Raw genomic sequence first — 21,112 nt, 5'->3', positions numbered from 1 at the left:
ACTATACACCGCGTTGGTTACAGTCGACGTATAACCCATCGTGGCCGCATGAAACGCTTGATCCAGCACGGCCCCTCCCGATAAGGCCACGCTTTGTAAATTCGCAATATCCCTTGCTGCCAACCGAATACTAAGTTTATCCTCCGGAGGCATAGGAAGCGCAAAATCCAAATATCCGTCTTCATTAAAATCGGCGGAGGCTACATCATTAGCGCCCCCTCCGGCATTATAAGCAGCGGCAGTCGCAAAGGTCCGATTGCCAAGCCCATCGACCGCACCAGCCACGATCACCAGAGCACCAGTGCCGTTGTATTCGCTAACCGCCAAGTCAACGATTTCATCCCTTGTGAAGTCGCCCAACACGACGGCACGCGAGCTAACACCTCCTATATCATATAGAACGGCAGGCTTAAACGTCCCGTCCCCGTTCCCCGACAATACCGAGATTTTGCCGGCCCCGCCCAACTCATGGGTGATAACCAGATCGATCTTCCCATCTCCATCCACGTCGCCGGCAGCGCCACCACTAAGTCGCGTTGCCGTTGTCGGATAATTAACACGAGCCGCAAAGCCACCTAGACCGTCGCCGATCAGAACGCTCACATTATTGCTGGCAAAGTTAGCGGTGGCAATATCGATATGATTGTCACTGTTGAAATCTCCCAGCATGACTCCTACAGGACCTGTCCCGACAGGAAAGCCTGCTGGAGTACCGAAGGCCCCATGCCCATCCCCCAGCAGGACGTATAGCAGATCAGCGGAAACTGCCAGATCCGCGTGCCCATCATGATTGAAGTCCGCTGTGGCAATGGATTGCGGACCGTAGCCCGCCGCAAAGCTCGACGCAGGCGCGAAGGTTCCGTCGCCGACTCCAAGCAAGATAGAAACTGTATTCGAGATTTGGTTTGTGATTGCCAGATCCACCTTGCCGTCCTCATTGAAGTCTCCGTTCGTTATCGCGGTAGGAAAATCCCCTGTGGGGTAAGTCCCCCTGTCCCTGAACGTCCCGTCTCCATTACCCAGCCATACCGTAATATTGTCACTGGACTTGTTTACAGTAGCGACATCCTTGTGCGCGTCCCCATTAAAATCGGCAACGGTTACTTTAATCGGGAAATCGCCTGTGGCATACTCCGTTCCTAGATAGCCGGCTGCTTCCGATTGCAGTGGCGTTTGGAGCATCGATAGGATAAGGATGCCGAGTACAGCCTTCGCCAATAATGACGAGCGGCTTTTAAGAAAATTCATATACAGCCCTCTCTTCTGGTAGTTTCTCGGAATGATACAGATTGCACCAAAGTCTACCAATTATTAAGCTTAACATAGCGTAATGAAAGAATTCTGAAAGAGGGATCACGCTCAACGGCATGTCGAAGCCGAACCGGAGATTCATATCCAGTGCGGGATACCCGGGTGCGGCATCGAGACTGACGAGCAATTGGATATATTCGAACCGTTCTAGCATCAACATTAACGGGGCAACAAACCGCGAAGCGGGGTGAGCGGACTGTTTTGGCTTCTGGAAAAAAGTAAACGGGAAGCTTGACTGAAAAAGGGTTGTTTCGCTTTTTGGGGGAATCCCAGGTATGCTTACAGATTCACTTCTGCAGACATCCTCCGTTGGGGGAACGGTTACGGGGGCGGGTAGCGTGGGTGTTCTCGTCGGCTACAACCCTGTATCCAACGTTTATGACAGTTATGCAACTGGTCGGGCGGCACCTTCTCCGGCGGCAGCTCGGCATCGGGTTGGAAACGGCCCAGATCGCCCGGGGGCAAGGAGCCGAGGTTGTCATCGCCAGCCGCTCCGCTGGATGCTGTTCGCTGTTCGCCTCTACGGGCCCGCCCACCGCTTGGTTGCTCAAAGTCCGCAGCAAATGGTGGGAGGTACCCATGCGGCGGTAACATTCCGAAGACTGGCAAAACCCCAATGTCATTAAGTTAAGGCGGAGTGCCAAAAATCAAGAGAAAGAGCAGGTGATCGAAAAGATAGCCTGCTCTGTTTTTTTTGCACGAAAAAGAAAAAAGACTTGACAAGCAGTTGGAAGTGTCTGGCGAAGCCCCTTGAAAAACCGAGGAGGTTACGCCCATGAATGAGTACGCGAATTCGTTAAAAAACACACTGACATCCCTCATACGAGAAATGTCAGCGCTACCCGCACCTTATGTCAAAAAGAATTTACACGTAAAAAAAAGGGGGGACACAGCACCCGGCGTAATCTCGGGATCTCGCTAGAGAACATGCATTTCTTACAGTTAAATTGCTCGCAAAAGGTGTTTTAAGGGGAGGGACTTGTATTTTGTACAGATAAAAGGCAGCAGCAGGCTCCCAATTGGGGGGAGGTGAGGGATTGAAATGGTGTAAGTGATGTAAGTGAAGTGATGTAGCTGGCTTAGTGCTGGATTGAACGGTATAACCGCGAAAGGGCCTTCGTTGCGAGAGAATATATGAGTGGGGGCGAATGAAGCGTGGATAGCTAGTGTGAGCAGCGTGCAGGTGGGGCCCCGCTCGCGAGCCGGGGCGGAAAAAAGAAGGCGGCAGCTATAAGCCTGCCGCCTCGATCGCTGAGCCTCCGCCTTTGGCAAGGAGGCGCCAGCACGTCGTCAGCGCGGGACCTCGCGCTGACCCTTCACCATGCCCGCCCCGCAGAGCGGGCATGCCTTCGCCGGACGCCGCGCTTCCTGCGGCGTCGAAATGCGCGACCAGGCCTTGCAGCCGGCCTGGCCGCACACCCACGCCGCGACGGTCTCCGTCGCGCGGCGCACGGCACTGCCGCCCGCGGCTTCGTGCAGCCGCGGGCTTACCGCCGCGGCCGCCGGCTGCGCCGGGCGGCTCGTCACTCCCGAGTCCGCGTCGGTGAACGCGGACACAAGGAACCGGGAAGGCTCCGCCTTCTTCCCGCGATAAAACGCCGGCGAGCTGATCACCAGCTCCGCCTTGGCCCGTGTGACGGCGACGTAGGCGAGTCGCCGTTCTTCCTCCAGCGCGGCGGCGGTCTTCGCCGCGCCCTCCGGACCTTTCGCCGCCCGCGCCATGCCGCCCGCGCCCTCCAGGCCAGCCGCCACACCCGCCAGCTGCACATCGCCAAGCTGGCGGGCCTCCAGCGCGGTGCTATGAGGCATATTGCCCTCAATCGCGCACAGCACGTACACGAGCTCAAACTCAAGTCCTTTGGACTTGTGGATCGTCATGAGCGAGATTTTGTCCGGGTCGCGCTGGCGCTGGCTCGCCCGCATTTCGATGCGTTTTTCCGCCACTTCCTGGATAAAATAAAGAAACTGCTCGAGCGTCGCGAACCGCTTCGCCGAAGCCTCCAGCTCATCGAGCGTTTCTTTCAGCATCTCGCGGTGATGCGTCAGCTTGCTCCGCTTGTTCGTCTCGAGGAACGCATCATAGAAATCGCTGCGCACTGCCTGAACTGCCGCCAGCGGCGTCATCTCGGCTAGCGATTTGATGAGCTTGATCCGGCTTTTGATTTTATCCTTCTGAAAATCCTTGAGCTGCGGCAGCACCAGCAGGTGAATGAGCGGCCACTTTTTGGCCTGAATCGCTTCGCCATTTTGAATGATACGCATGCCCTGCTCGCGTCCGATATATAATGTAGGGAGGACACCCTCCATCGCTTCAAAATTCCGGCGCTCCTGCGCAATCCGCAAATGGTCGATAATCGGCTTCACCATCCACTGTTCGTAGAACGAGTCGCTGTTGCTGTAGTCGACGAACGGAAGGTTATGTAAAATCAGCTGCTCAATGAGCGCTCGGCTGTTGTTCGCCGTCCGATACAGAATCGCGATGTCGCCATACGCGCACGAGCCCTCTGCCACGCGTCGCTGCATATCTTGAATTAGCCAGTCGGCCTCTTCGTCGCTGCTGGCGGGCTTGACATACTGCGGCTTGACGTCGCTGATCTTGGTGGCGAGAAGCGTTTTACGCTTCCGCTGCACGTTGTGCCGGATAATCGCGTTGCCCAGCCCGACAATGCTGGAGGTGGAGCGGTAGTTGATGTCGAGCAGAACGGTCGCTGCGTCCGGGTAGGTTTCATGGAATTTTAAAATAAATTCATTCCGCGCCCCGTTAAACGAATAAATCGTCTGATCGTCGTCCCCCACTACCATTAGATTGCGGTGATGGGCGGCGAGCATTTTGACAATTGCATACTGTACCGTATTCGTATCTTGAAACTCATCGACGCTAATATACGTATATTTTCGTTGCAGGGCGTGAAGGACATTCTCCCGTTCCTGCAGAAAGGCATAGGTCTCCAGCAATATATCGTCGAAATCCATCTTCCGATTTTCCATTTTCCACTGCTCATACTGTTCAAAAATACGCTTAACTTCCTTCTCCTCGGGCGTCTGCTCGGGCATGTGGGCGACCGGGATCATCGCCATTTTGTAGGATGAGAGCAGGGCGATCAGCACCTCCGGTTGGTACGTGTCCTGCAGACCCATGGCGAGCATGATTTTCTTGAACACAATTTGCTGGTAGCGGCTGTCGCTGAGAATCTCCTGCTCGAACCCGTTCATCCGCAGCAGACGCAGGCAGAACGCATGGAACGTGCGCACCTGCATAGCGGACAGCGAGTAATTTTCCAAGCCTGGCATGCGTTCGAGGCGTTCGCGCATTTCTTCGGCCGCTTTTTTGGAGAACGTAATCAGCAAAAATTGGCCAGGCTGCACCCGCTGCACACGCAGGAGGTACGCTGCCCGGCAGATCAGTACCGTCGTTTTGCCTGAGCCGGCGCCGGCCAGCGTGAGCAGAGGACCTTCTACATGGCGGACAGCCTGAATCTGAGCCTGATTGAGCAGAATACCGTGCTGCTCCAGCCCGCGAAAGAAAAATGCATCCGCATCCGTATCCGGTACGCAGTCGATGCTGTAGGTCGGCGGCGCGGTCCGTGCGTGGGGCACGGGGCGGCCTTCCGGTATGATTTTGCCCGTGGGGGCAGGGTAGTGCGATAGAGCGGTCATCGTATTCATTTCACCTGTTTTCGGACGTTAACTCCGTTTATCTTTGGGGTACAATTCACATATAAACACTGAGCCCTTTATTCTACCATAAATTCGGATCGAGGAAAGGAAAAGGCAACATATGGCGATCTCTTACCTAAAAACGCTCTGGAAGCAGTTCTCCGAGCACGATGCGACGGGTTTGGCTGCACAGTGTGCGTACTACTTTTTGCTGTCGCTGTTCCCGCTGCTGCTCTCAGTCATGAGCTTGCTTGCGTACATGCCGTTCTCCTCGGACGATGTGATCGCGTTGATTCGCGAGTACATTCCCGGCGCGGTGGCAGGGTGGCTTGAGGAGACGCTAAGTGACCTGCTGAATATTAAAAGAGGAGGAACGCTCTCCTTCGGTCTGATATTTACGCTTGTCAGCTCCAGCGCCGCAATGAACGCCATCGTGCGTTCCGTGAACAAAGCGTACGGTCTGCCCGCCCGCAAAAGCTACATCCACTCCCGTGTGCTGGCCTTTCTGCTGACGCTCGGCATGCTGGTCGTCATCGTCTCCGCGCTGCTGCTCAGCGTATTCGGCCACTGGATCGGGGATTGGAGCATGGAACACATCCATATCGCGGCCGCCCATATTGAAATCTGGAACAACTTCCGGTGGGTCGCCAACTTTGTTATCATCTTTGCCGTGTTTATTGGCATCTACTACATCGCGCCTAACACCTGCCTAACGTGCAAAAGCGTGCTCCCCGGCGCCCTGTTCGCCGCCCTCGGCTGGCAGGCGACGTCGCTCGGGTTTTCCTTCTACGTGAACGGGTTTACCAACTACAGTTCCACGTACGGGAGCATCGGCGGCATCATCGTGTTGATGACGTGGTTTTATATTTCAGCGATAATCATCGTCATCGGCGGAGAAATCAATGCGCTGCGGCATGTGCGGCAGACGCAGGCTGCTGCTGCGGAGAGTGTGGATGTGGACCCCGCACCTCATCGCTAACGGTTGCCCTGGTGCTTATTTGCCGCCAAACGCTACTTTTCCAAGGCTAACGGTTCCAGCAGCGGCTATTTGGGGCAAATCGGCCAGATTTAGCTCGTTTTTTAGCAAATAAGCGCTGTCGCAACCGTTACAATTTGAAATGACGTATTGAAAGCCAAATAAGCCCTGCGGCAACCGTTACACAGCTCCGGCACCGACAAATACGCCAAAGAACCTGAGTTAAAGCCTCAGGTTCTTCGTCATGTACGAACTTTACCAGTTGAGCACCCCGCCCTCCAGCCGCTTAATCCCCCGGACCTTACTGAGGTCCTCCGCGAGCCTGAACAACGCGAGATCCTTCACCTTCGCCTCGATCATCACATCGATGCGCGCAAGACCATACTCCTTGCAGCGCTTGAGAAAAGCGAGAAGCTGCTTCGGCTCGATGTAGTCGGCGTGGGAGCGGAATTCTTTTTCACTCTTGGGCGACGAGACGTGAATCTTCATCGGCAGCTCGCCCCACGTCTCAGCGATGGCGGGCAGCAGCTCGCTCGGCGTCTGCTCGGACGGGTTGCACCAGTCGTGGTGCAGATCAAGCATGCAGGGCCGCTTCGTCCGCTGGCAGACAGCGAGGGTTTCGCTGAGCGTGTACGTTTTGTCGTCGTTCTCAAACGTCAGCCGATTCAGCACATGCGGAGGGACGAGTGGCATGTTGCTGTACAGCTTTTCTGTCGCCGCTTCTTTGTCCCCGTAGACGCCGCCGACGTGGATGTTGATGATGGCGGAGTTATCCAGCCCCATCCCATCCAAAATCGCCGCGTGATACAGCAGATCTCCGATCGCCGCTTGCACGACGCTGTCTTTGCCGTTCAGCAGCGTGAACTGGTTCGGGTGCATACTCAGCCGCATATCATGCGCTTTGGCAAAGTCACCGAGCTGGCGCAGCTCGTCTGTGTACTCGGCCGCGACATCAATGCGCACGTCCGGATGGGTCGCCAACGGGATGAGAGAGGACGAGAGGCGAAACAGCCGGATGCCGTGTGCCGCATTATAGTAGAGGATGCGCTGCGTCGCTTGCAGGTTTTTGCGGCCGATGTCGATGGCACGCTGCATGGCTTCCTCCCGCGGCCGCTCTGAAAAGAGCTTGTACGTAAACGTCGAGCTCGGTGTGTTATTGAAAATCGCGATCGCGGTGGATACATAGCCAAGCCGGATAATCATAACGTCAGCCCCTCGTTAAGTTTCGTTAAAGGTTTCTCTTTTAAGCTGTAGTCACAAGAACTTCAACTGATCGCCAGCCACGTGCAAAACGATCCGAGTGCTTTCAGCACGTACGACGAGTACAAAGCGGCGGTTGCCGAGTTAACGAAGCTGGCACGCTTAGGGCGGCGGGCAAGTCCGCTTCTCGAACAGCTAGTCCTCGTGTTAAGCTGGACACATCTCCAATGTCTGTATCTAGTCATCGGTGCTACTACAAGAAAACGGCCCCTTATAAGATGAAGGGGCCAAACTTATGGTATATTATTCAGCTTTTGCTACTACAGCCTCTTTCAGACCAAGTTCATAATAATCTAAAACATCGCTCTCAAAAAAGAGAATTTTTTTTTCCTCTTCATATGTCCGTTCAATTAAAAACTCTTTGATTAGTGTTTGATAGCCCTTTTTTCGTAATCTGGCTAAATTTCGGATACGGAGGAGCAAATCTTCATCAATACGAATTGAAATTGTCGAAGATTTCCTTTTCGGCAGATCATGGTCCTCCTCCTCAATTATCGAAGCATGTAATAGTTCCTCGCTCATGGTGTGGTTGGACCAGAATTCGGCGGCTTCCGAGTCATTCATATTTTCAGGTATTTGATCTTTCGAAGTAATGATTTTCATAATTAGCCATTCCTCCTCTTGTAAGTTTTGGTTTCAGATGCAGTAGCATCACGTGCAGTTATTACTCTAATCTTTCCTTTAATCTTTTTCACGTAAATGACAACCAGCCGTCTTCCATCTTCTGTAGCACCGATTATCCCTAAATTACCGCTATGCGCTGAAAATTTAACCCGTTGTGGATCCATTAATGCATCTTCTGCCTCAAATGGTTCAACATGATGCCGAGCAATATGTTCGATGTTTTCTTCGTCCCAAATAAAAAGCGACACACCAGATTCCTCACAATCATGTATATGTTATTGTATATACAATTGTAACATACAATATACGTCAATTATCAAAAAATAATAAAAAAATAAAAGCCCCAAGCCGCTCGACACGAGCAGTTTGGGGCTTTCTATTTGAACTGTCTATACGCGCTCGACCTTCATCAAGTTCGTCGTGCCGGCTTTGCCGACCGGCACGCCTGCGGAGACGACGGTGAGGTCGCCCTTTTTCACATAACCCAGCGCTTCCGCTTGGGTGATCGCTTGGCGAATCATCGTATCCGTCGATTCGCAGAATTCGCCGAGGACAGGGATGACGCCCTGTACCATGCTGAGGCTGGAGATCGCGTGGCGGCTCGCCGTGACCGCGATGATCGGTGCGTCCGGGCGATATTTCGCGAGCATCCGCGCGGTAAAGCCGGTTTCCGTCGGCGTCAGGATCGCCGCCGCTTTCAGCTTGTTCGCGGAAGCCACGACCGCCTGGCACACGACTTCCGTGATGTCGATGCTGTCTTGCAGCTGCGCTTCCAAAGCCGCGCTCGGCGCTTTTAACTGCTGCGCACGCTCGGCGATGGTCGCCATCGTGTTCACGGATTCGACCGGATATTTCCCGGCCGCGGTTTCACCGGACAGCATAACCACGTCGCTGCCGTCCAACACGGCGTTCGCCACGTCGCTCACCTCGGCGCGCGTCGGGCGCGGGTTACGCTGCATGGAATCCAGCATTTGCGTCGCGGTGATGACCGGCTTGCCGGCAAGGTTGCAGGCGCGGATCATATCTTTTTGCGCGATCGGTACTTCTTCCGTTGGAATCTCGACGCCGAGATCGCCACGGGCGACCATGATGCCGTCGGACGCTTCCAGAATGTCCGCGAAGTTGTTCAAGCCTTCGTCGTTCTCGATTTTGGAGATGATCGGCGTTGCGCCAGCCCCGTGCTGCTCAAGCAGCGCACGCACCTCGCGCACGTCGTGGCCGTTGCGGACGAAGGACATTGCGACGATCTCGATTTTTTCTTCGATGCCGAATTGGATATGCATAATATCACGCTCGGTCACGCCTGGCAGGGATGTGCGGACGCCCGGGAGGTTGACGCCTTTGCGCTGCTTGAGAACGGCAGGGTTCAGCACGCTGCACGTCACTTCCGTGCCGTCGATGGTTTCAACGCGCAGCTCGATGGAGCCGTCGTCGATGAGGACGAGGTTGCCTGGTTTCACGTCCTGCGGAAGACCCGGATAATTGACGGATACGCGGCTGCCGTCGCCGATGATTTGCTCGGTGGTGAGGACGATGTGGTCTCCGATCTGAAGATCATAAGATGCATCTTTCAGTTGGCCGATGCGGATTTCAGGCCCTTTAATGTCCATCAGGATCGGGACAATGACGCCCATTTCCTCAGCAGCTTGACGCACGCGCTGAATGCGCCCGCGGTGCTCGTCGAGATCGCCATGGGCCATGTTCAGGCGGGCGACGCTCATGCCGGAGCGGATCATTTCTTTCAAAGTAGGGACGGAGTCGCAAGCGGGCCCCATGGTGCAAATAATTTTCGTTTTACGCATCGTGATGTGTCTCTCCATTTCTCTCATGTCGAAATATGTTGATTTCATTATAGGCCTTCTTGAGCTGCGTTGCTATGAATGATAGTATTAGATATGGACTATAGTACGTTATTGGAGTGGTTGGAGGATGCGAATAACGGAGTTTACCTATCAGAAAAGCGGCACATGGAACGAGGAACGAGCCGAAGCGAGAAGTGGAATGACGTTCGTGTTCGTGCTGTATGGGCGCTGCATGTACGCCGTTCGCGACAAGAAACTGGTGCTGGACAAGGGGCAGTATCTGCTGATCCCGGCGGGTATCCCTTATTATGGACGCAGTGTGCCGACCAAAATTCACGAGAAATTCGTGCTCGTCTTCGAGCCGGACGGGCAGACGGAGCTGCCTTTACTGCAAGCAGCGGAGACCGTCTGCAAGCGAACGGGAAAGTTCGATCTCACGGCCGACAAGCTGCGCTTGATGCACCGTGAATGGCAGGACAAACAGCCCTATGCCGGGACGCTGTGCGCAGCGCTCCTGCAAGAGCTGTTCGTGTATTTGCAGCGCGAGTGGGGCCAGGCCGCCACGAAGACGGGAACTACCTTACTCGCCGAGCAGATGAAGGCGTATATCCAAGACCATTACCGCGAGCATGTGACCAAAGAAGCGCTGGGCGCGCATATCGAGCGGTCGCCGAACTATGCGGCCACGCTGTTCCGCAAAGTGACGGGACAGACGATCTCCGAGTTCGTCCATGTAACGCGCATCAAAACGGCGGTCTATATGCTGCGCCACTCCGCCCTCACCGTGACGGAGATCGCCGAGTTTATCGGGTATAACGATCCGTCATATTTTTATCGCGTTTTTCGCAGACAGACAGGGCTTGTTCCGACGGACCTCGTATCGGACCGGGAAGACATCCGCAAGTAGCTACATCGTCCCGCCGCCCAGACGGACATTCGGTGGGATTTGCTCAGGTCCTTTGTTGATGTACGTGTAGATGAACGTGCCGACCGACGCTTCGTCGTACTTGGTGAGCGCCATCGTTTTCGTCCATGCGGTCACGACAACCTCTTTATCCGCAGGCACGTCCATATTCGGAACGGCCAGCACGCCGGCGCCTTCTTTGGTAAAGTGCGTCAGGAATTCGAGCTGATCGAGCAGCTCTTTCGGTGCGTCGGGGTGGTAGTGAATGATGATGTCCCCGTGCTCCAGATTATGGACGAGCTTCTCCATTGGCGGACGTTCCTTGTAAAAGCCGAACTTCAAATCATGCGGGCTGTGTGTGCCGGACGTCGGAATTTTCATTTCGTACATCAGCGTGCCTTCCGCATGGTCGCGGCCGTAATCTTTGTCGGTCGTCACTTGAATCGGTGCACCCAAATTCAGCTTGTCCAGATCGTATTTGCCCGCCGAGCGCTGAATCAAGCCTGTTCCGGCAAAGCCGATCGCGATAATGAGCAGGGAATGCGAGATGAGAAGAATGCGTTTATATTTTTTATGAAGCGCTTCTTTCTCCGCCTTTTTCAGCCGGGATGTATTGCCTTTGTTCGTACGCGAAGCGAAGACATAGCCGAGAATAGCGGCAATGAGTACAACGAGGCCGATGATAAGCAGAATGATCGGCACTTGCGAGTTCTGCTGTAGCGTGGAATGATCCATGGTTCGAAGCTCCTTTATCTCGAGAATAATGATGACACTACAAATTGTAGTTTTTATACCGGGCGGCGTCAACTTCTATCTTGATGAAAAAAAGGGATTGCCAAACTGCTGGGAATCCGCTACAGTTAAGCCAAATGAATAGCAACACGGGTGCTTGATGAAGTCAGGCTGAGATAGCGGCCTTATGCCGCTGACCGTTAATCTGATCTGGATAATGCCAGCGTAGAGAAAATGTGGTGCCCTTTGAGTCAGGAAATGGACTCCTTATGCACAAATTTTTAAGCCTGCCGTTAATTCGGCGGGCTTTTTTGGCATAGTACGGGCCCGCGCGAGGCGTCATGCCTGCGCTTTAAACGCTCACGTCCACGAGGACGGCGTATCCGTTCTGTTTTGACACGATAACACGTGTTCGCCTATCTCATTTAATACGATCCATGCAAAGGAGTCGAAGCAAGATGGCGCAAAAAGAAACACAACCGAGAGCAGCAAAAGGATTAAAACTGACCGATGTCCTGATCACGATTGTGATCGCGGCAGTATTCGGCGTGATTTACCGGATCTGGGGGCCAATGTACGACCTGCTGAAGCCGTTGGGCCTCCATGCGGAACAATTGAGCTATGGCATGTGGTTTATGGCGGGAACGTTCGCTTTCTTGGTGATCCGCAAACCATGGGTGGCGCTGCTAGCGGAACTGGCGGCGGCGACCGTTGAAGCGCTGTACGGCGGTTCCTGGGGCGTTACGACGTTGGTGTACGGATTGCTGCAGGGCTTGGGGGCGGAGCTTGTTTTTGCTGCGTTCCGCTATCGTCGGGTGAACGTGGGCGTGACGATGCTAGCCGCTTTGGGTTCCGCCGTGTTCTCCCTGTTTGTGGACAGCTATTACGGATATATTGAGCAGTTGGCGTTCTGGAACTATGTGTTATTCATTGTCACTCGACTGATCGGCAGCGCCATTATTGCAGGTGTGTTCGCGTATTATTTGACCAGCGCCTTGGCACGTACGGGCGTGCTGAATCTGGTCCGTCCGGTATCCTCCAAAGATTACGACGCGCTCGGGTAACGCCATGAGTTTGCAGGCGGACGACAGAATTAAGGTTGCAAATCTCAGGTTGAAGTATCCGGGGACGGAGGGGGAGCTGATTTTCAAAGGGCTTTCCTGTTCCATTGAACCAGGGGAAAAAGTACTGTTGCTCGGCCCGAGCGGCTGCGGCAAATCGACGCTGCTGCAGGTGATGAGCGGCATCGTGCCGGACATCGTGGAGCTGCCGCTCAAGGCCGACGCCATTCACCGACCGGAGCGCTGGGGCTATGTGTTCCAGGACCCGGATACGCAGTTCTGCATGCCGTATGTTGATGAGGAGATCGCGTTTGTCCTCGAAAATCGACAGGTGCCGCGCGAAGAAATGCCAGCGCGGATCGCGCAGTATTTGGCGCTGGTCGGGCTGCGGCTGCCGAATGCGCATACGCTGATCAGCGAGCTGTCGCAAGGCATGAAGCAGCGGCTGGCGCTGGCGAGCGTCCTTGCGCTCGAGCCGGAGGCGCTGTTTCTCGACGAGCCAACCGCGCTGCTGGACGAAGAAGGAACGGCGCAGGTGTGGGAGACGATCCGCAGCATCGCGCCTGGCAAAACGCTCGTCATCGTCGAGCATAAAATCGACGGCATCCTCGATCTGATCGACCGGCTGATCGTTCTCTCCGAGGAGGGGGAGATCCTGGCAGACGGCGCGCCGCAGATGGTGTTCCGTACGATGAAGCCGTTCCTGCGGGAAGCGGGGATCTGGTATCCCGGCGTGTGGGAGGATTGGGACGCGGCGAGGGAGGAAGAGCGTGGGTTAGAAGTGCGAGAGTGGCAGGAGCATTGCCAAGGCCGAGTGATAGGGCAGGGGCAAAGGCAAGAGCAAGAGCAAGGGCAAGAGCAAGAGCAAGGGCAAGAGCAAGAGCAAGGGCAAGAGCAAGAGCAAGGGCAAGAACAGAGCCAAGGTCAAAGGCGAGAACACGACCCGCATAACCCGCACGACCCACGCCCCCTCACGGCTGACAGCTCGTCCACGGTTCTCTCGTTTCAGCAGTTCGAGGCGCTCCGGGGTGGCAAAGTTACAGTCGCTGTGGATAACTTAACCGTCAACCGTGGCGACTGGATCGCCGTCGTCGGCGCGAACGGCGCGGGCAAAAGCTCGCTGCTCCTCGCGATCATGGGGCTGCTGCCGACGCTCGGCGAGTGCCGCGTGGCCGGTACGGCCGGGCGTAAAGTCGAGCAGCTCGCGGCCAGCATCGGCTTCGTGTTTCAAAACCCGGAATTCCAATTCGTCACGAATTCCGTGGAAGAGGAGCTGACCTACTTGCAGCCGAAGGTGCAGCAGGAAAGCATGCGGGCCGCGCGCGAAGCGCTGCTGCGGCAGTACGGCCTGCTCGAGCTCCGCGAGCGGCATCCGTTTGCCCTGTCGCTGGGGCAGAAGCGCAGGTTGTCCGTGGCGACCGCGATGGTGCGAAGCCCTCGCGTGCTGCTCCTCGACGAGCCCACGTTCGGGCTCGACGCGCACGGCACGCTGCGCATGCTCGAGGGACTCGAGCGGCTGCGCGCAGCCGGGACGGGGATCGTGATGGTCACTCACGATCCCGAGCTTGTCAGACGCTTCGCAACGCGCGTCTGGCATGTCGCTGACGGCTGCGTGCGCGAAGCGGCGCGACCTGAGGCACCGGCGGCCCGCGGGGCGCGCGGGCCTGAATCGGCGCGGCCCGCGGACGCAGCCGCGCTCGCCCACACCTCCGCCTCCGGCAAGGAGGTGCCCTTATGCAATTGACGTTTCCGCACCGCGAAACGTGGCTGCACCGCGTGAACCCCGGTATCAAGCTGGTCACGGCGGTCGTGCTCTTCATCGTGGTGGTGTTTACACACAACCTGAGCACGATGCTGTATGTGACACTCGGCTCACTGCTGCCATTGGCCGTGCTGAGCGGGCATCCCTGGAAGCGGCTGCTGCTGTACGCGTCGCCGTTCCTGCTCATTTTCATCTCGTCTTCGCTCGGGATGATGATGTTCGGCCAAGGGGAAACGGAGTGGTTTCACCTTGGGATTATCCATATTACCGCGGAGAGCTTCTACCGCGGCATTCATCTCGGCCTGCGCGGCATGCAGATCGCCGCAGTCGGCCTGCTGTTCAGCTTGACGACGCGGCCGGTCTCACTGTTCTATGCGCTGATGCAGCAGTGGAAGGTGCCGCCGAAGTACGCGTACAGCTTCCTGGCCGCGCTGCGGATGGTGCCGGTGATGCTGACGGAGTTCCAGACGCTCCGCTATGCGCTCAAGGTGCGCGGCAAGCCCCCCGGGCAGCCGTGGAACCCGCTGCTGCGGGTGTACGGCGTGCTGCGCCGCTACGCGATTCCGCTGCTCGCACAGAGCATCCGCCGCGCGCACCGCACCGCTGTCGCGATGGAGGCGAAGCGCTTCTCGCTGAGCAAGCGGCGGACGTATTACTACCTTGTCACTTACAGCCTGCTTGATGTCGCGTACGTGGCGTACTGGCTCGTCCTGCTCGTTGCCGCGCACGAGCTGGCCGCCTACTATCCGGTCGTCGCGGTGACCGACGTTCGTTAACCTAAAAACGGCTGCCCCCGAAGATCAGGGGCAGCCGTTTTTAGCATGCTCGGATTAACGGTCGCAAGCGAGCGTCTCGAAAAGGCGGGCATTCTAGCCTTATGTCCCGTGAAAATAAATTTTGTAAATTGGTGGGTGGCATTAAGCTAACGGGCAGGTTAGTTCCACTAAATGGTAATGTACCTTATCTCAAAGGGCAGGCTGTTACTGGGCTGTTACTGCCCTTTTTTTGTATTTACCGCTTGACTTGGTGTTAACACCAAGTTGTAACATGAGCGTTGTCATATACAACAAGCGAAATGATGCATGTCATTCCGCTCAAAAAAGAGAAGGATAGGTGAGAAGAAATGACCGTACAAATGAAGAAGGTAGCATTGATTACGGGAGGCAACAGAGGGCTTGGAATTGAAACGGCCCGCCAATTGGGGAGTTTAGGGTATACGGTTCTGTTAGGAGCGAGAAATCAGGAAAAAGGGGCAGAAGCAGCTGCAAAATTGCAAGCCCAAGAAATTGATGCGCATTGTATCGAACTGGATGTGACCGATCAAGCCACCATTGACGCAGCAGCTGGGCTCATCACAACAAAATATGGAAAACTGGATGTGTTGATTAATAACGCAGGAATTGGGGTTATGCATAAATTTACGGAACTAAGCGTAGCGGATTTAAAGAGATCATTCGATACGAACTTTTTTGGTGCGTTTGCGATCAGCCAAGCGATGCTCCCCCTTATTGAAAAATCGGATGCCCCGCGGATCGTCAATATTTCCAGCTCCATTGGATCCTTAACGCTGCATAGCGACCCGGCTAGTGGCATATATCCTTTTAAGGCATTGGCCTATAGCAGTTCCAAAACTGCACTGAATCAGCTTACCACACATCTTGCTTTTACCTTGAAGCATACGCCTGCTAAAGTAAATTCCGTTTGCCCTGGTTTTGTAGCTACCGATTTCAATAACGGATACGGAGATTTGACACCGGAACAAGGATCCCGAATCATTGTCCAATATGCTACACTTGCACAAGATGGACCCACAGGGGGCTTCTTCAACGAGCAAGGTGTTATTCCATGGTGACTTAATTTCTCAAAAGATAGGAAGGTCTTAGGATGAGCAGCGGCGCCGCTTTTTCAATCAAGGAAATTTCAATGATGACCGCACTGACAGAGGATGCCCTCCGTTATTACGAGAAGATCGGACTGCTTCCCCGGGCAAAAAGAAGAGAAAATGGCCGACGAATGTATCACAAGGAAGACATGCAGTTAATGGAGCTTATTATTTGTCTGAAGAAGATAGGTGTTCCCCTTAAAGATATTAAAGAGTTTGCAGCGCTCTCCTACAAGGAAGACATCCTGTCTGCACCTGAAGTGTATGATAAGGTTCAAGCATACAGAAGAAAGCTCCAGGACCAAATCGATCACTTGCAGAAAATTTTGGGCATACTGGATTACAAAATTGCGAATAAGAAAAGCCTGCTGAAGGATTCATAATTTTAGATGATTCAGTATTTAAATGCAAGGACAGAACACTGTGGAGCGACTACCGGTGTTCTGTATTTTTTTATAGGAACCCGGATCCGCCATGGTTCTTTACATTAAGGGAGTACAACAATCGCTATTAATTATTGACTGTTCAGTCTAGAAATGCTAAGATGAATTCGTCAATCGAGGGGAGTGAAGGAAATGAGGAATTAAGGCTATTTTTTTATGATAATTTCGGACTGAATGATCAAAATATGATGGAATTATCCAAACCTACATTATCGTCGTTCGAACGAAGGTAGGACTATTTGAAATCTAACGCGATTTGCTGAATAAGGACATGACTCCAATTCTTGACCGAACGATCTGTTAAGGGTAGTATGGGGATGAGGAAAGGAGGGATTCTACGTGGCACGAAGCAAAGAATTCGACATGAACCTGGTTCTGCATAAAGCGATGGAAGTGTTCGGTCATTATGGGTATGAGGGAACGTCGCTTCCCATATTGCTCGAGGGGCTGGGCATCGCACGGCAGAGTTTATATGATACGTACGGCACGAAAAAGGATCTCTTCATCAAGGCCGTTAAGCATTACGTAAACGAGAAATCATCCGCCGTCGTCGTTCTTTTGGGGAAGTCGGAATCCGTCAAGGAAGCGATTCATGAGATCTTCCGTGAAATCGTCTTCGTTCTTCAAGATGAGGATCGGCGCAAGGAGTGCTTCATTCTTTCCAGCGCCATCGATCAAGTCCCGCACGAGCCGGAGATTGCCGCCTTGTTTGAGGAGGACCGTATCCGACTGGAGCGCGCCTTCTATGAAGCGTTGGTTCGGGCTAAGCAACGGCAGGAACTGAACACCGATAAGGACCTACAAATGTTGGCCCGGTACCTGTACCATTCGCGGTATGCCTTGACGCAAGTGGCCAAGTTAACGAACGATCCCAAAGTGCTGGAAGAAATCACGACAGTTACCCTGTCGACGCTGGAAGCCTGATGTGAGAGCGCTGCTCTCCTTTTGCTGCATTTATTAGATCGTTTAGTCCGAAATGGATTTTTTAGATCGTTTAGTCAAAAAAGGAGGATATACAAAATGAATAGAGGCCGTTTCAAAGGGTTGGCGCTTCTCGTGCTAGCCATCTCCCAATTAATTATGGCTCTGGATTATACGATTATTTTCGTGGCAATGCCTTCCCTGGGTGAGGGACTGGGCTTCTCCGCCAACCATCTGCAATGGGTCGTTAGCGCTTATTCCCTGGCATTCGGAGGGTTTCTGCTGATCGGGGGCAGGCTCTCGGACATGCTGGGTAGACGGAGAATGTTCATGATTGCCATGTCCTTATTCGGGCTGGGCTCTATGCTTGGCGGGCTGTCCGATTCTCAGCTCATGCTTATCATAGCCAGAGGCCTGCAAGGTCTCGGAGGAGCTCTGCTATCCCCGGCAACATTGTCGCTGATCATGTCTAACTTCGAACAAGGAGCTGAACGGAATAGGGCCATGGGCATCTGGGCTGCCATGGGCGGAGTCGGCATGTCGCTAGGGTTGCTGCTCGGCGGTGTACTCACTAGCTTTATCGGTTGGGAAGCGACGTTCTTCGTTAACGTTCCGATTGCGCTATTCACTCTTTTGTTAGCACCTGTCGTCCTCAATGAAAGCACGGCAATGAGCGGTCGCAAGCACTTCGACATCGCAGGGACGATCTCGGTTACCGCTGGCATGCTTCTTGTCGTCTATTATCTGATTCAATCTCCAATCTCGGGTTGGCTTAGCTCAACCACCTTGCCGCTCGTTCTGATTGGAACCGCACTTCTCGTATCCTTCGTCGTCATTGAGAAGCTTTCCAAAGGTCCGCTGATTAACTTTCGCATGTTCCGAAATCGCAACCTAACCGGTGCCGCGCTCGTCGCCTTTCTTTTCTCAGCATCGTTCGGTACGCTCTACTACTTCTTAACCCTATATACACAGAACGTTCTGCATTTTTCAGCGATTCAGTCCGGACTTACATTTCTGCCGCTGACCCTAAGCGCGTTTCTGGGAGCAAAATTCATCACTCCCATGCTCGCCAAAGTCGGAGTCGCTGGGACAATTGCATCAGGGATGGCGCTTGGAGGTGTAGGCTTCCTGTTGCTGACCCAGTTGTCGGCTACGGGCAATGCCTTGGGAGTAATTCCAGGGACGATTATTATCGGTTTCGGGCAAGCGCTTGTCTTCACGACCATGTTCATCGCCGGAAGTACAGGAGTCGATCCTAGCGAACAAGGAGTATCCTCCGCGGTTATCAACACCGGTCAGCAGATTGGAGGAGCCATTGGGCTCGCGGTCATCATCGCTTTTATCTCAGCTACCCTTGGTTCTAACGCGACAATGGAGACGATGAGTCCTGCTGCTCTTAATTCGTCCATCCATACCGCGTTTATCATTTCAGCTGTGGTTACACTGATCGGTATCATAGTTGCGTTCGCTGCCTTAAAACGAATAGGCGGGAATACACCAGAAGAAGGGAAGGTTATCGCAACTCACTAAGGAACAGCAGCCCTTTCTTGAAGAGAGACATACTTTGAGATAGTTTATTAAAAGAAAATGTAGAAAGGATAGTGGACGAAGATATGAAAACAATCGCTGTATACTGTGGATCAGGCACTGGCAATGACCCTATTTATATGAATGAAGCAATGAAGTTAGGGGAAGTTTTAGTAGCACATGGATTGGATCTTGTATACGGAGGAGCAACAGTCGGATGTATGGGTGCTGTTGCCGATGCAGTCATGGAGTCTGGTGGCAAGGTCATTGGAGTCATACCGAAAAAACTGGCTAATGTGGAAATTGCTCACGAACATCTAACAGAACTTCATATCGTTGAAACTATGCATGAAAGAAAAGCTTTAATGGCAGAGCGTGCTGATGGATTTATCGTTAAATATGAATCAATACTACACGCCGATGTTATCGCTTTTTGACCATATGATTGAACAAGAGTTTGTAAAAGAGCCGTATAAAAATTTAATTCTAATTGACGATGATTCAACAAACTTAATCGAAAAGCTAAAGAACTATAAAGCGGAATATATACATAAATGGTAGCCCGTAAAATTATTTCTACCATAACGATATTCTATATAATTCTGATTCTTTATTTTTTATTTTTCGCTTTCGGTAGAGTGGGTGGCGCCGCGGAGCGCTACACCTTTATTTTTTTACCGGACAATTTTTTTAAATTGCCAAGTATATCTGATCTTCTACATCCTACCCTGATGGATTTAGTAGGATTTGGAAACATCGCGGCTTTCATCCCTTTCGGCATATTGATTCCATTGTTATATCGGATCACCTTTATTCGATTCATTACCTTGTTCATCCTGTCGATTCTCGTGATGGAAACCATACAGGCACTAACATTGCTCGGCAGCTTCGATGTTAACGACGCCATTACCAACTCATTAGGTGCAGCAGTCGGTTATGGGGGGTACAAGCTTGGTGTTCGTAACAAAAGCATATGGGGGAATATTATTGCTGCCACCGGCATTTCCTGTCTGGTTCTTCTAATCGGGGTATGGGGATTGTGTGGGATAGTAGATAAAGCGTTCACTAAAGAAGAAGGTCCCTTTGTGGCGATCAACGAATTGAAAGACAGCTCCGGAAATTCATCAACGGGGGAAAAACCAAATAGCTTTAAAATTAGTGGTCAAAACGTAACCTCCCGCTATAATATGTATGGCGTCGAAGGTAAGAGTATTGAAACGTACACGTATACGTATAAGGAGAAGTTTATTTTCTACTTGTATTATGGAATACCCGATCAAACGGATTATTCCGGAAACATCCGTGTTTCCGTCGATGGACGCGAGGTAATGGCCGGCTCTGGAGAAGATCAACGCCGTTATCCGGAGCTGTTCCCGGCGATGTGCCAGATTCCTATCGAAGCGGGGAGCGAGCTCACGATAACCATAGAGGGGAACGAAATAATATGGGATGTTGGGTCAGTAAGCACGGAGGAAACTGTATCATAGTAAATCGTTACGCTAACGGGGAACGATAGCGTATATTTAGGGAGTTGACTGCCTCGTGGCAGCTGCTCCCTAGATTCGTTGAGGGACGGGCAGGATAGTTCAATCGTTTCACTAATGTACTTCGGGAGGGAGTAGTTACACGTTATCTGAAAGTACGAACCAAAACATAAGGAGCGATTATATGAGCCGCCTAGTTATTATGACAGTTGGATTAACGCATAGTGGAAAAACTACCTTCGCTAAAGAATTGGAATCTGTCTTACAACAAGCTGTAGTCATTGATCAGGACAATCATGCTGAATTTATTAATAGTCATTATAAGAAACTTCTCCCTATGGAAGGGCCTAACACACTAAAATTCTCTATTACCAATGCGATTGTTGAATATGCTGCAGTACAAAGTAATTTTCACATCATCTTGAGCAATTGTAATCTAAATAAATCAGGACGAACAAATGTACTCAGTTATTTTCATGAAAAGGGATTTACAACTATTATTGTTTACTTTAATTTATCTATTGAATTACTGAGAACACGGGTTGAACAAACGCAAAGAAGTAAAGCTATTTTCAGAAGTGCATCGAGCTTTTTAGAAGTATTGGAGCGACAAGGAAATTCGGGAGAAATACCACCTAGTAAAGACGAAGCTAATTATCTATTTGAAATAAAAGATCCCAATACTACCACGGATGTAATACAACAAATCAAGAAATATTCGGTCAATGGCAGCATTTAGCATTTCGGGATTCAACTAACTGGAAAC

At 52.6% G+C, this 21,112-nt stretch carries 20 protein-coding genes and 1 riboswitch; of the genes, 13 read left to right on the top strand and 7 right to left on the bottom strand.

Annotation, left to right across the window (positions count from 1 at the left end):
• On the bottom strand, nt 1-1,248 hold a 1,248-nt coding region (locus ABE504_RS20555), incomplete at its 3' end, for an FG-GAP repeat domain-containing protein (protein ID WP_430092098.1).
• A 372-nt stretch (nt 1,249-1,620) separates the two neighbouring features.
• Between ABE504_RS20555 and ABE504_RS20550 the strand changes: the two genes are divergently transcribed.
• A complete protein-coding gene (locus ABE504_RS20550; RefSeq protein ID WP_430092096.1) occupies nt 1,621-1,902 on the top strand; it encodes a hypothetical protein in 282 nt (93 codons plus the stop codon).
• Between the two features lie 699 nt (nt 1,903-2,601).
• Here ABE504_RS20550 and ABE504_RS20545 read toward each other — a convergent pair.
• Nucleotides 2,602-4,968: an ATP-dependent helicase gene (locus ABE504_RS20545; protein WP_430092094.1), complete on the bottom strand. Its 2,367-nt coding sequence runs from the start codon at nt 4,966-4,968 to the stop codon at nt 2,602-2,604.
• A gap of 121 nt (nt 4,969-5,089) precedes the next feature.
• Between ABE504_RS20545 and ABE504_RS20540 the strand changes: the two genes are divergently transcribed.
• Nucleotides 5,090-5,947, top strand: a complete 858-nt coding sequence (locus ABE504_RS20540) for a YihY/virulence factor BrkB family protein (protein WP_430092092.1) — start codon at nt 5,090-5,092, stop codon at nt 5,945-5,947.
• 252 nt (nt 5,948-6,199) lie between these two features.
• Here ABE504_RS20540 and uvsE read toward each other — a convergent pair whose 3' ends face one another.
• From uvsE to pyk, 4 genes are all read right to left on the bottom strand, one after another.
• Nucleotides 6,200-7,147 carry a UV DNA damage repair endonuclease UvsE gene (gene uvsE, locus ABE504_RS20535; RefSeq protein WP_430092090.1) on the bottom strand — a complete coding sequence of 316 codons (948 nt, stop codon included), beginning with the start codon at nt 7,145-7,147 and terminating at the stop codon, nt 6,200-6,202.
• Nucleotides 7,148-7,447: 300 nt separating this feature from the next.
• The gene (locus ABE504_RS20530; protein WP_430092088.1) at nt 7,448-7,807 is read right to left on the bottom strand and encodes a CopG family antitoxin; all 360 of its coding nucleotides are present in this window, start codon (nt 7,805-7,807) and stop codon (nt 7,448-7,450) included.
• A 2-nt stretch (nt 7,808-7,809) separates the two neighbouring features.
• Nucleotides 7,810-8,076, bottom strand: coding sequence for a BrnT family toxin (locus ABE504_RS20525; protein WP_430092086.1), 267 nt, complete (start codon nt 8,074-8,076; stop codon nt 7,810-7,812).
• 141 nt (nt 8,077-8,217) lie between these two features.
• A complete protein-coding gene (gene pyk / locus ABE504_RS20520; protein WP_430092128.1) occupies nt 8,218-9,648 on the bottom strand; it encodes a pyruvate kinase in 1,431 nt (476 codons plus the stop codon).
• Between the two features lie 109 nt (nt 9,649-9,757).
• On the opposite strand from pyk, the gene ABE504_RS20515 reads away from it, so the two are divergent.
• Complete coding sequence (locus ABE504_RS20515; RefSeq protein WP_430092084.1) at nt 9,758-10,537, top strand: helix-turn-helix domain-containing protein; 780 nt, start codon at nt 9,758-9,760, stop codon at nt 10,535-10,537.
• Here ABE504_RS20515 and ABE504_RS20510 read toward each other — a convergent pair whose 3' ends face one another.
• Nucleotides 10,538-11,269, bottom strand: coding sequence for a DUF3105 domain-containing protein (locus tag ABE504_RS20510; protein WP_430092082.1), 732 nt, complete (start codon nt 11,267-11,269; stop codon nt 10,538-10,540).
• Nucleotides 11,270-11,405: 136 nt separating this feature from the next.
• A riboswitch (TPP riboswitch) is annotated at nt 11,406-11,516 on the top strand.
• Between the two features lie 208 nt (nt 11,517-11,724).
• Here ABE504_RS20510 and ABE504_RS20505 point away from each other — a divergent pair.
• The 10 genes from ABE504_RS20505 to ABE504_RS20460 all read left to right on the top strand — a co-directional run bounded on the left by ABE504_RS20505 (nt 11,725) and on the right by ABE504_RS20460 (nt 21,085).
• The gene (locus ABE504_RS20505) at nt 11,725-12,330 is read left to right on the top strand and encodes an ECF transporter S component (RefSeq protein WP_430092080.1); all 606 of its coding nucleotides are present in this window, start codon (nt 11,725-11,727) and stop codon (nt 12,328-12,330) included.
• A 4-nt stretch (nt 12,331-12,334) separates the two neighbouring features.
• On the top strand, nt 12,335-14,071 hold the full coding sequence (locus ABE504_RS20500) for an ABC transporter ATP-binding protein (RefSeq protein ID WP_430092078.1): 1,737 nt from the start codon (nt 12,335-12,337) through the stop codon (nt 14,069-14,071).
• Nucleotides 14,062-14,865: an energy-coupling factor transporter transmembrane component T family protein gene (locus ABE504_RS20495; RefSeq protein ID WP_430092076.1), complete on the top strand. Its 804-nt coding sequence runs from the start codon at nt 14,062-14,064 to the stop codon at nt 14,863-14,865. Before ABE504_RS20500 ends, ABE504_RS20495 begins: the two co-directional genes overlap by 10 nt.
• 347 nt (nt 14,866-15,212) lie before the next feature.
• Nucleotides 15,213-15,941 carry an SDR family oxidoreductase gene (locus ABE504_RS20490; RefSeq protein ID WP_430092074.1) on the top strand — a complete coding sequence of 243 codons (729 nt, stop codon included), beginning with the start codon at nt 15,213-15,215 and terminating at the stop codon, nt 15,939-15,941.
• 32 nt (nt 15,942-15,973) lie between these two features.
• Nucleotides 15,974-16,354, top strand: coding sequence for a MerR family transcriptional regulator (locus tag ABE504_RS20485; RefSeq protein ID WP_430092072.1), 381 nt, complete (start codon nt 15,974-15,976; stop codon nt 16,352-16,354).
• A 399-nt stretch (nt 16,355-16,753) separates the two neighbouring features.
• The gene (locus tag ABE504_RS20480) at nt 16,754-17,338 is read left to right on the top strand and encodes a TetR/AcrR family transcriptional regulator (RefSeq protein WP_430092069.1); all 585 of its coding nucleotides are present in this window, start codon (nt 16,754-16,756) and stop codon (nt 17,336-17,338) included.
• A gap of 96 nt (nt 17,339-17,434) precedes the next feature.
• Complete coding sequence (locus tag ABE504_RS20475) at nt 17,435-18,865, top strand: MFS transporter (RefSeq protein ID WP_430092066.1); 1,431 nt, start codon at nt 17,435-17,437, stop codon at nt 18,863-18,865.
• Nucleotides 18,866-18,948: 83 nt separating this feature from the next.
• Nucleotides 18,949-19,299 (top strand): TIGR00730 family Rossman fold protein, encoded by a 351-nt coding sequence (locus tag ABE504_RS20470; protein ID WP_430092064.1) that lies wholly within the window; start codon nt 18,949-18,951, stop codon nt 19,297-19,299.
• 117 nt (nt 19,300-19,416) lie between these two features.
• Nucleotides 19,417-20,349 (top strand): VanZ family protein, encoded by a 933-nt coding sequence (locus ABE504_RS20465; protein WP_430092062.1) that lies wholly within the window; start codon nt 19,417-19,419, stop codon nt 20,347-20,349.
• Nucleotides 20,350-20,530: 181 nt separating this feature from the next.
• A complete protein-coding gene (locus tag ABE504_RS20460) occupies nt 20,531-21,085 on the top strand; it encodes an ATP-binding protein (protein ID WP_430092060.1) in 555 nt (184 codons plus the stop codon).
• The last annotated feature ends 27 nt before the right edge of the window (nt 21,086-21,112 follow it).

Source organism: Paenibacillus oryzisoli (genome assembly GCF_050467285.1).
Lineage (GTDB): Bacteria > Bacillota > Bacilli > Paenibacillales > NBRC-103111 > Paenibacillus_E > Paenibacillus_E oryzisoli_A.
This window is presented reverse-complemented; position numbering and strand designations above follow the sequence as displayed.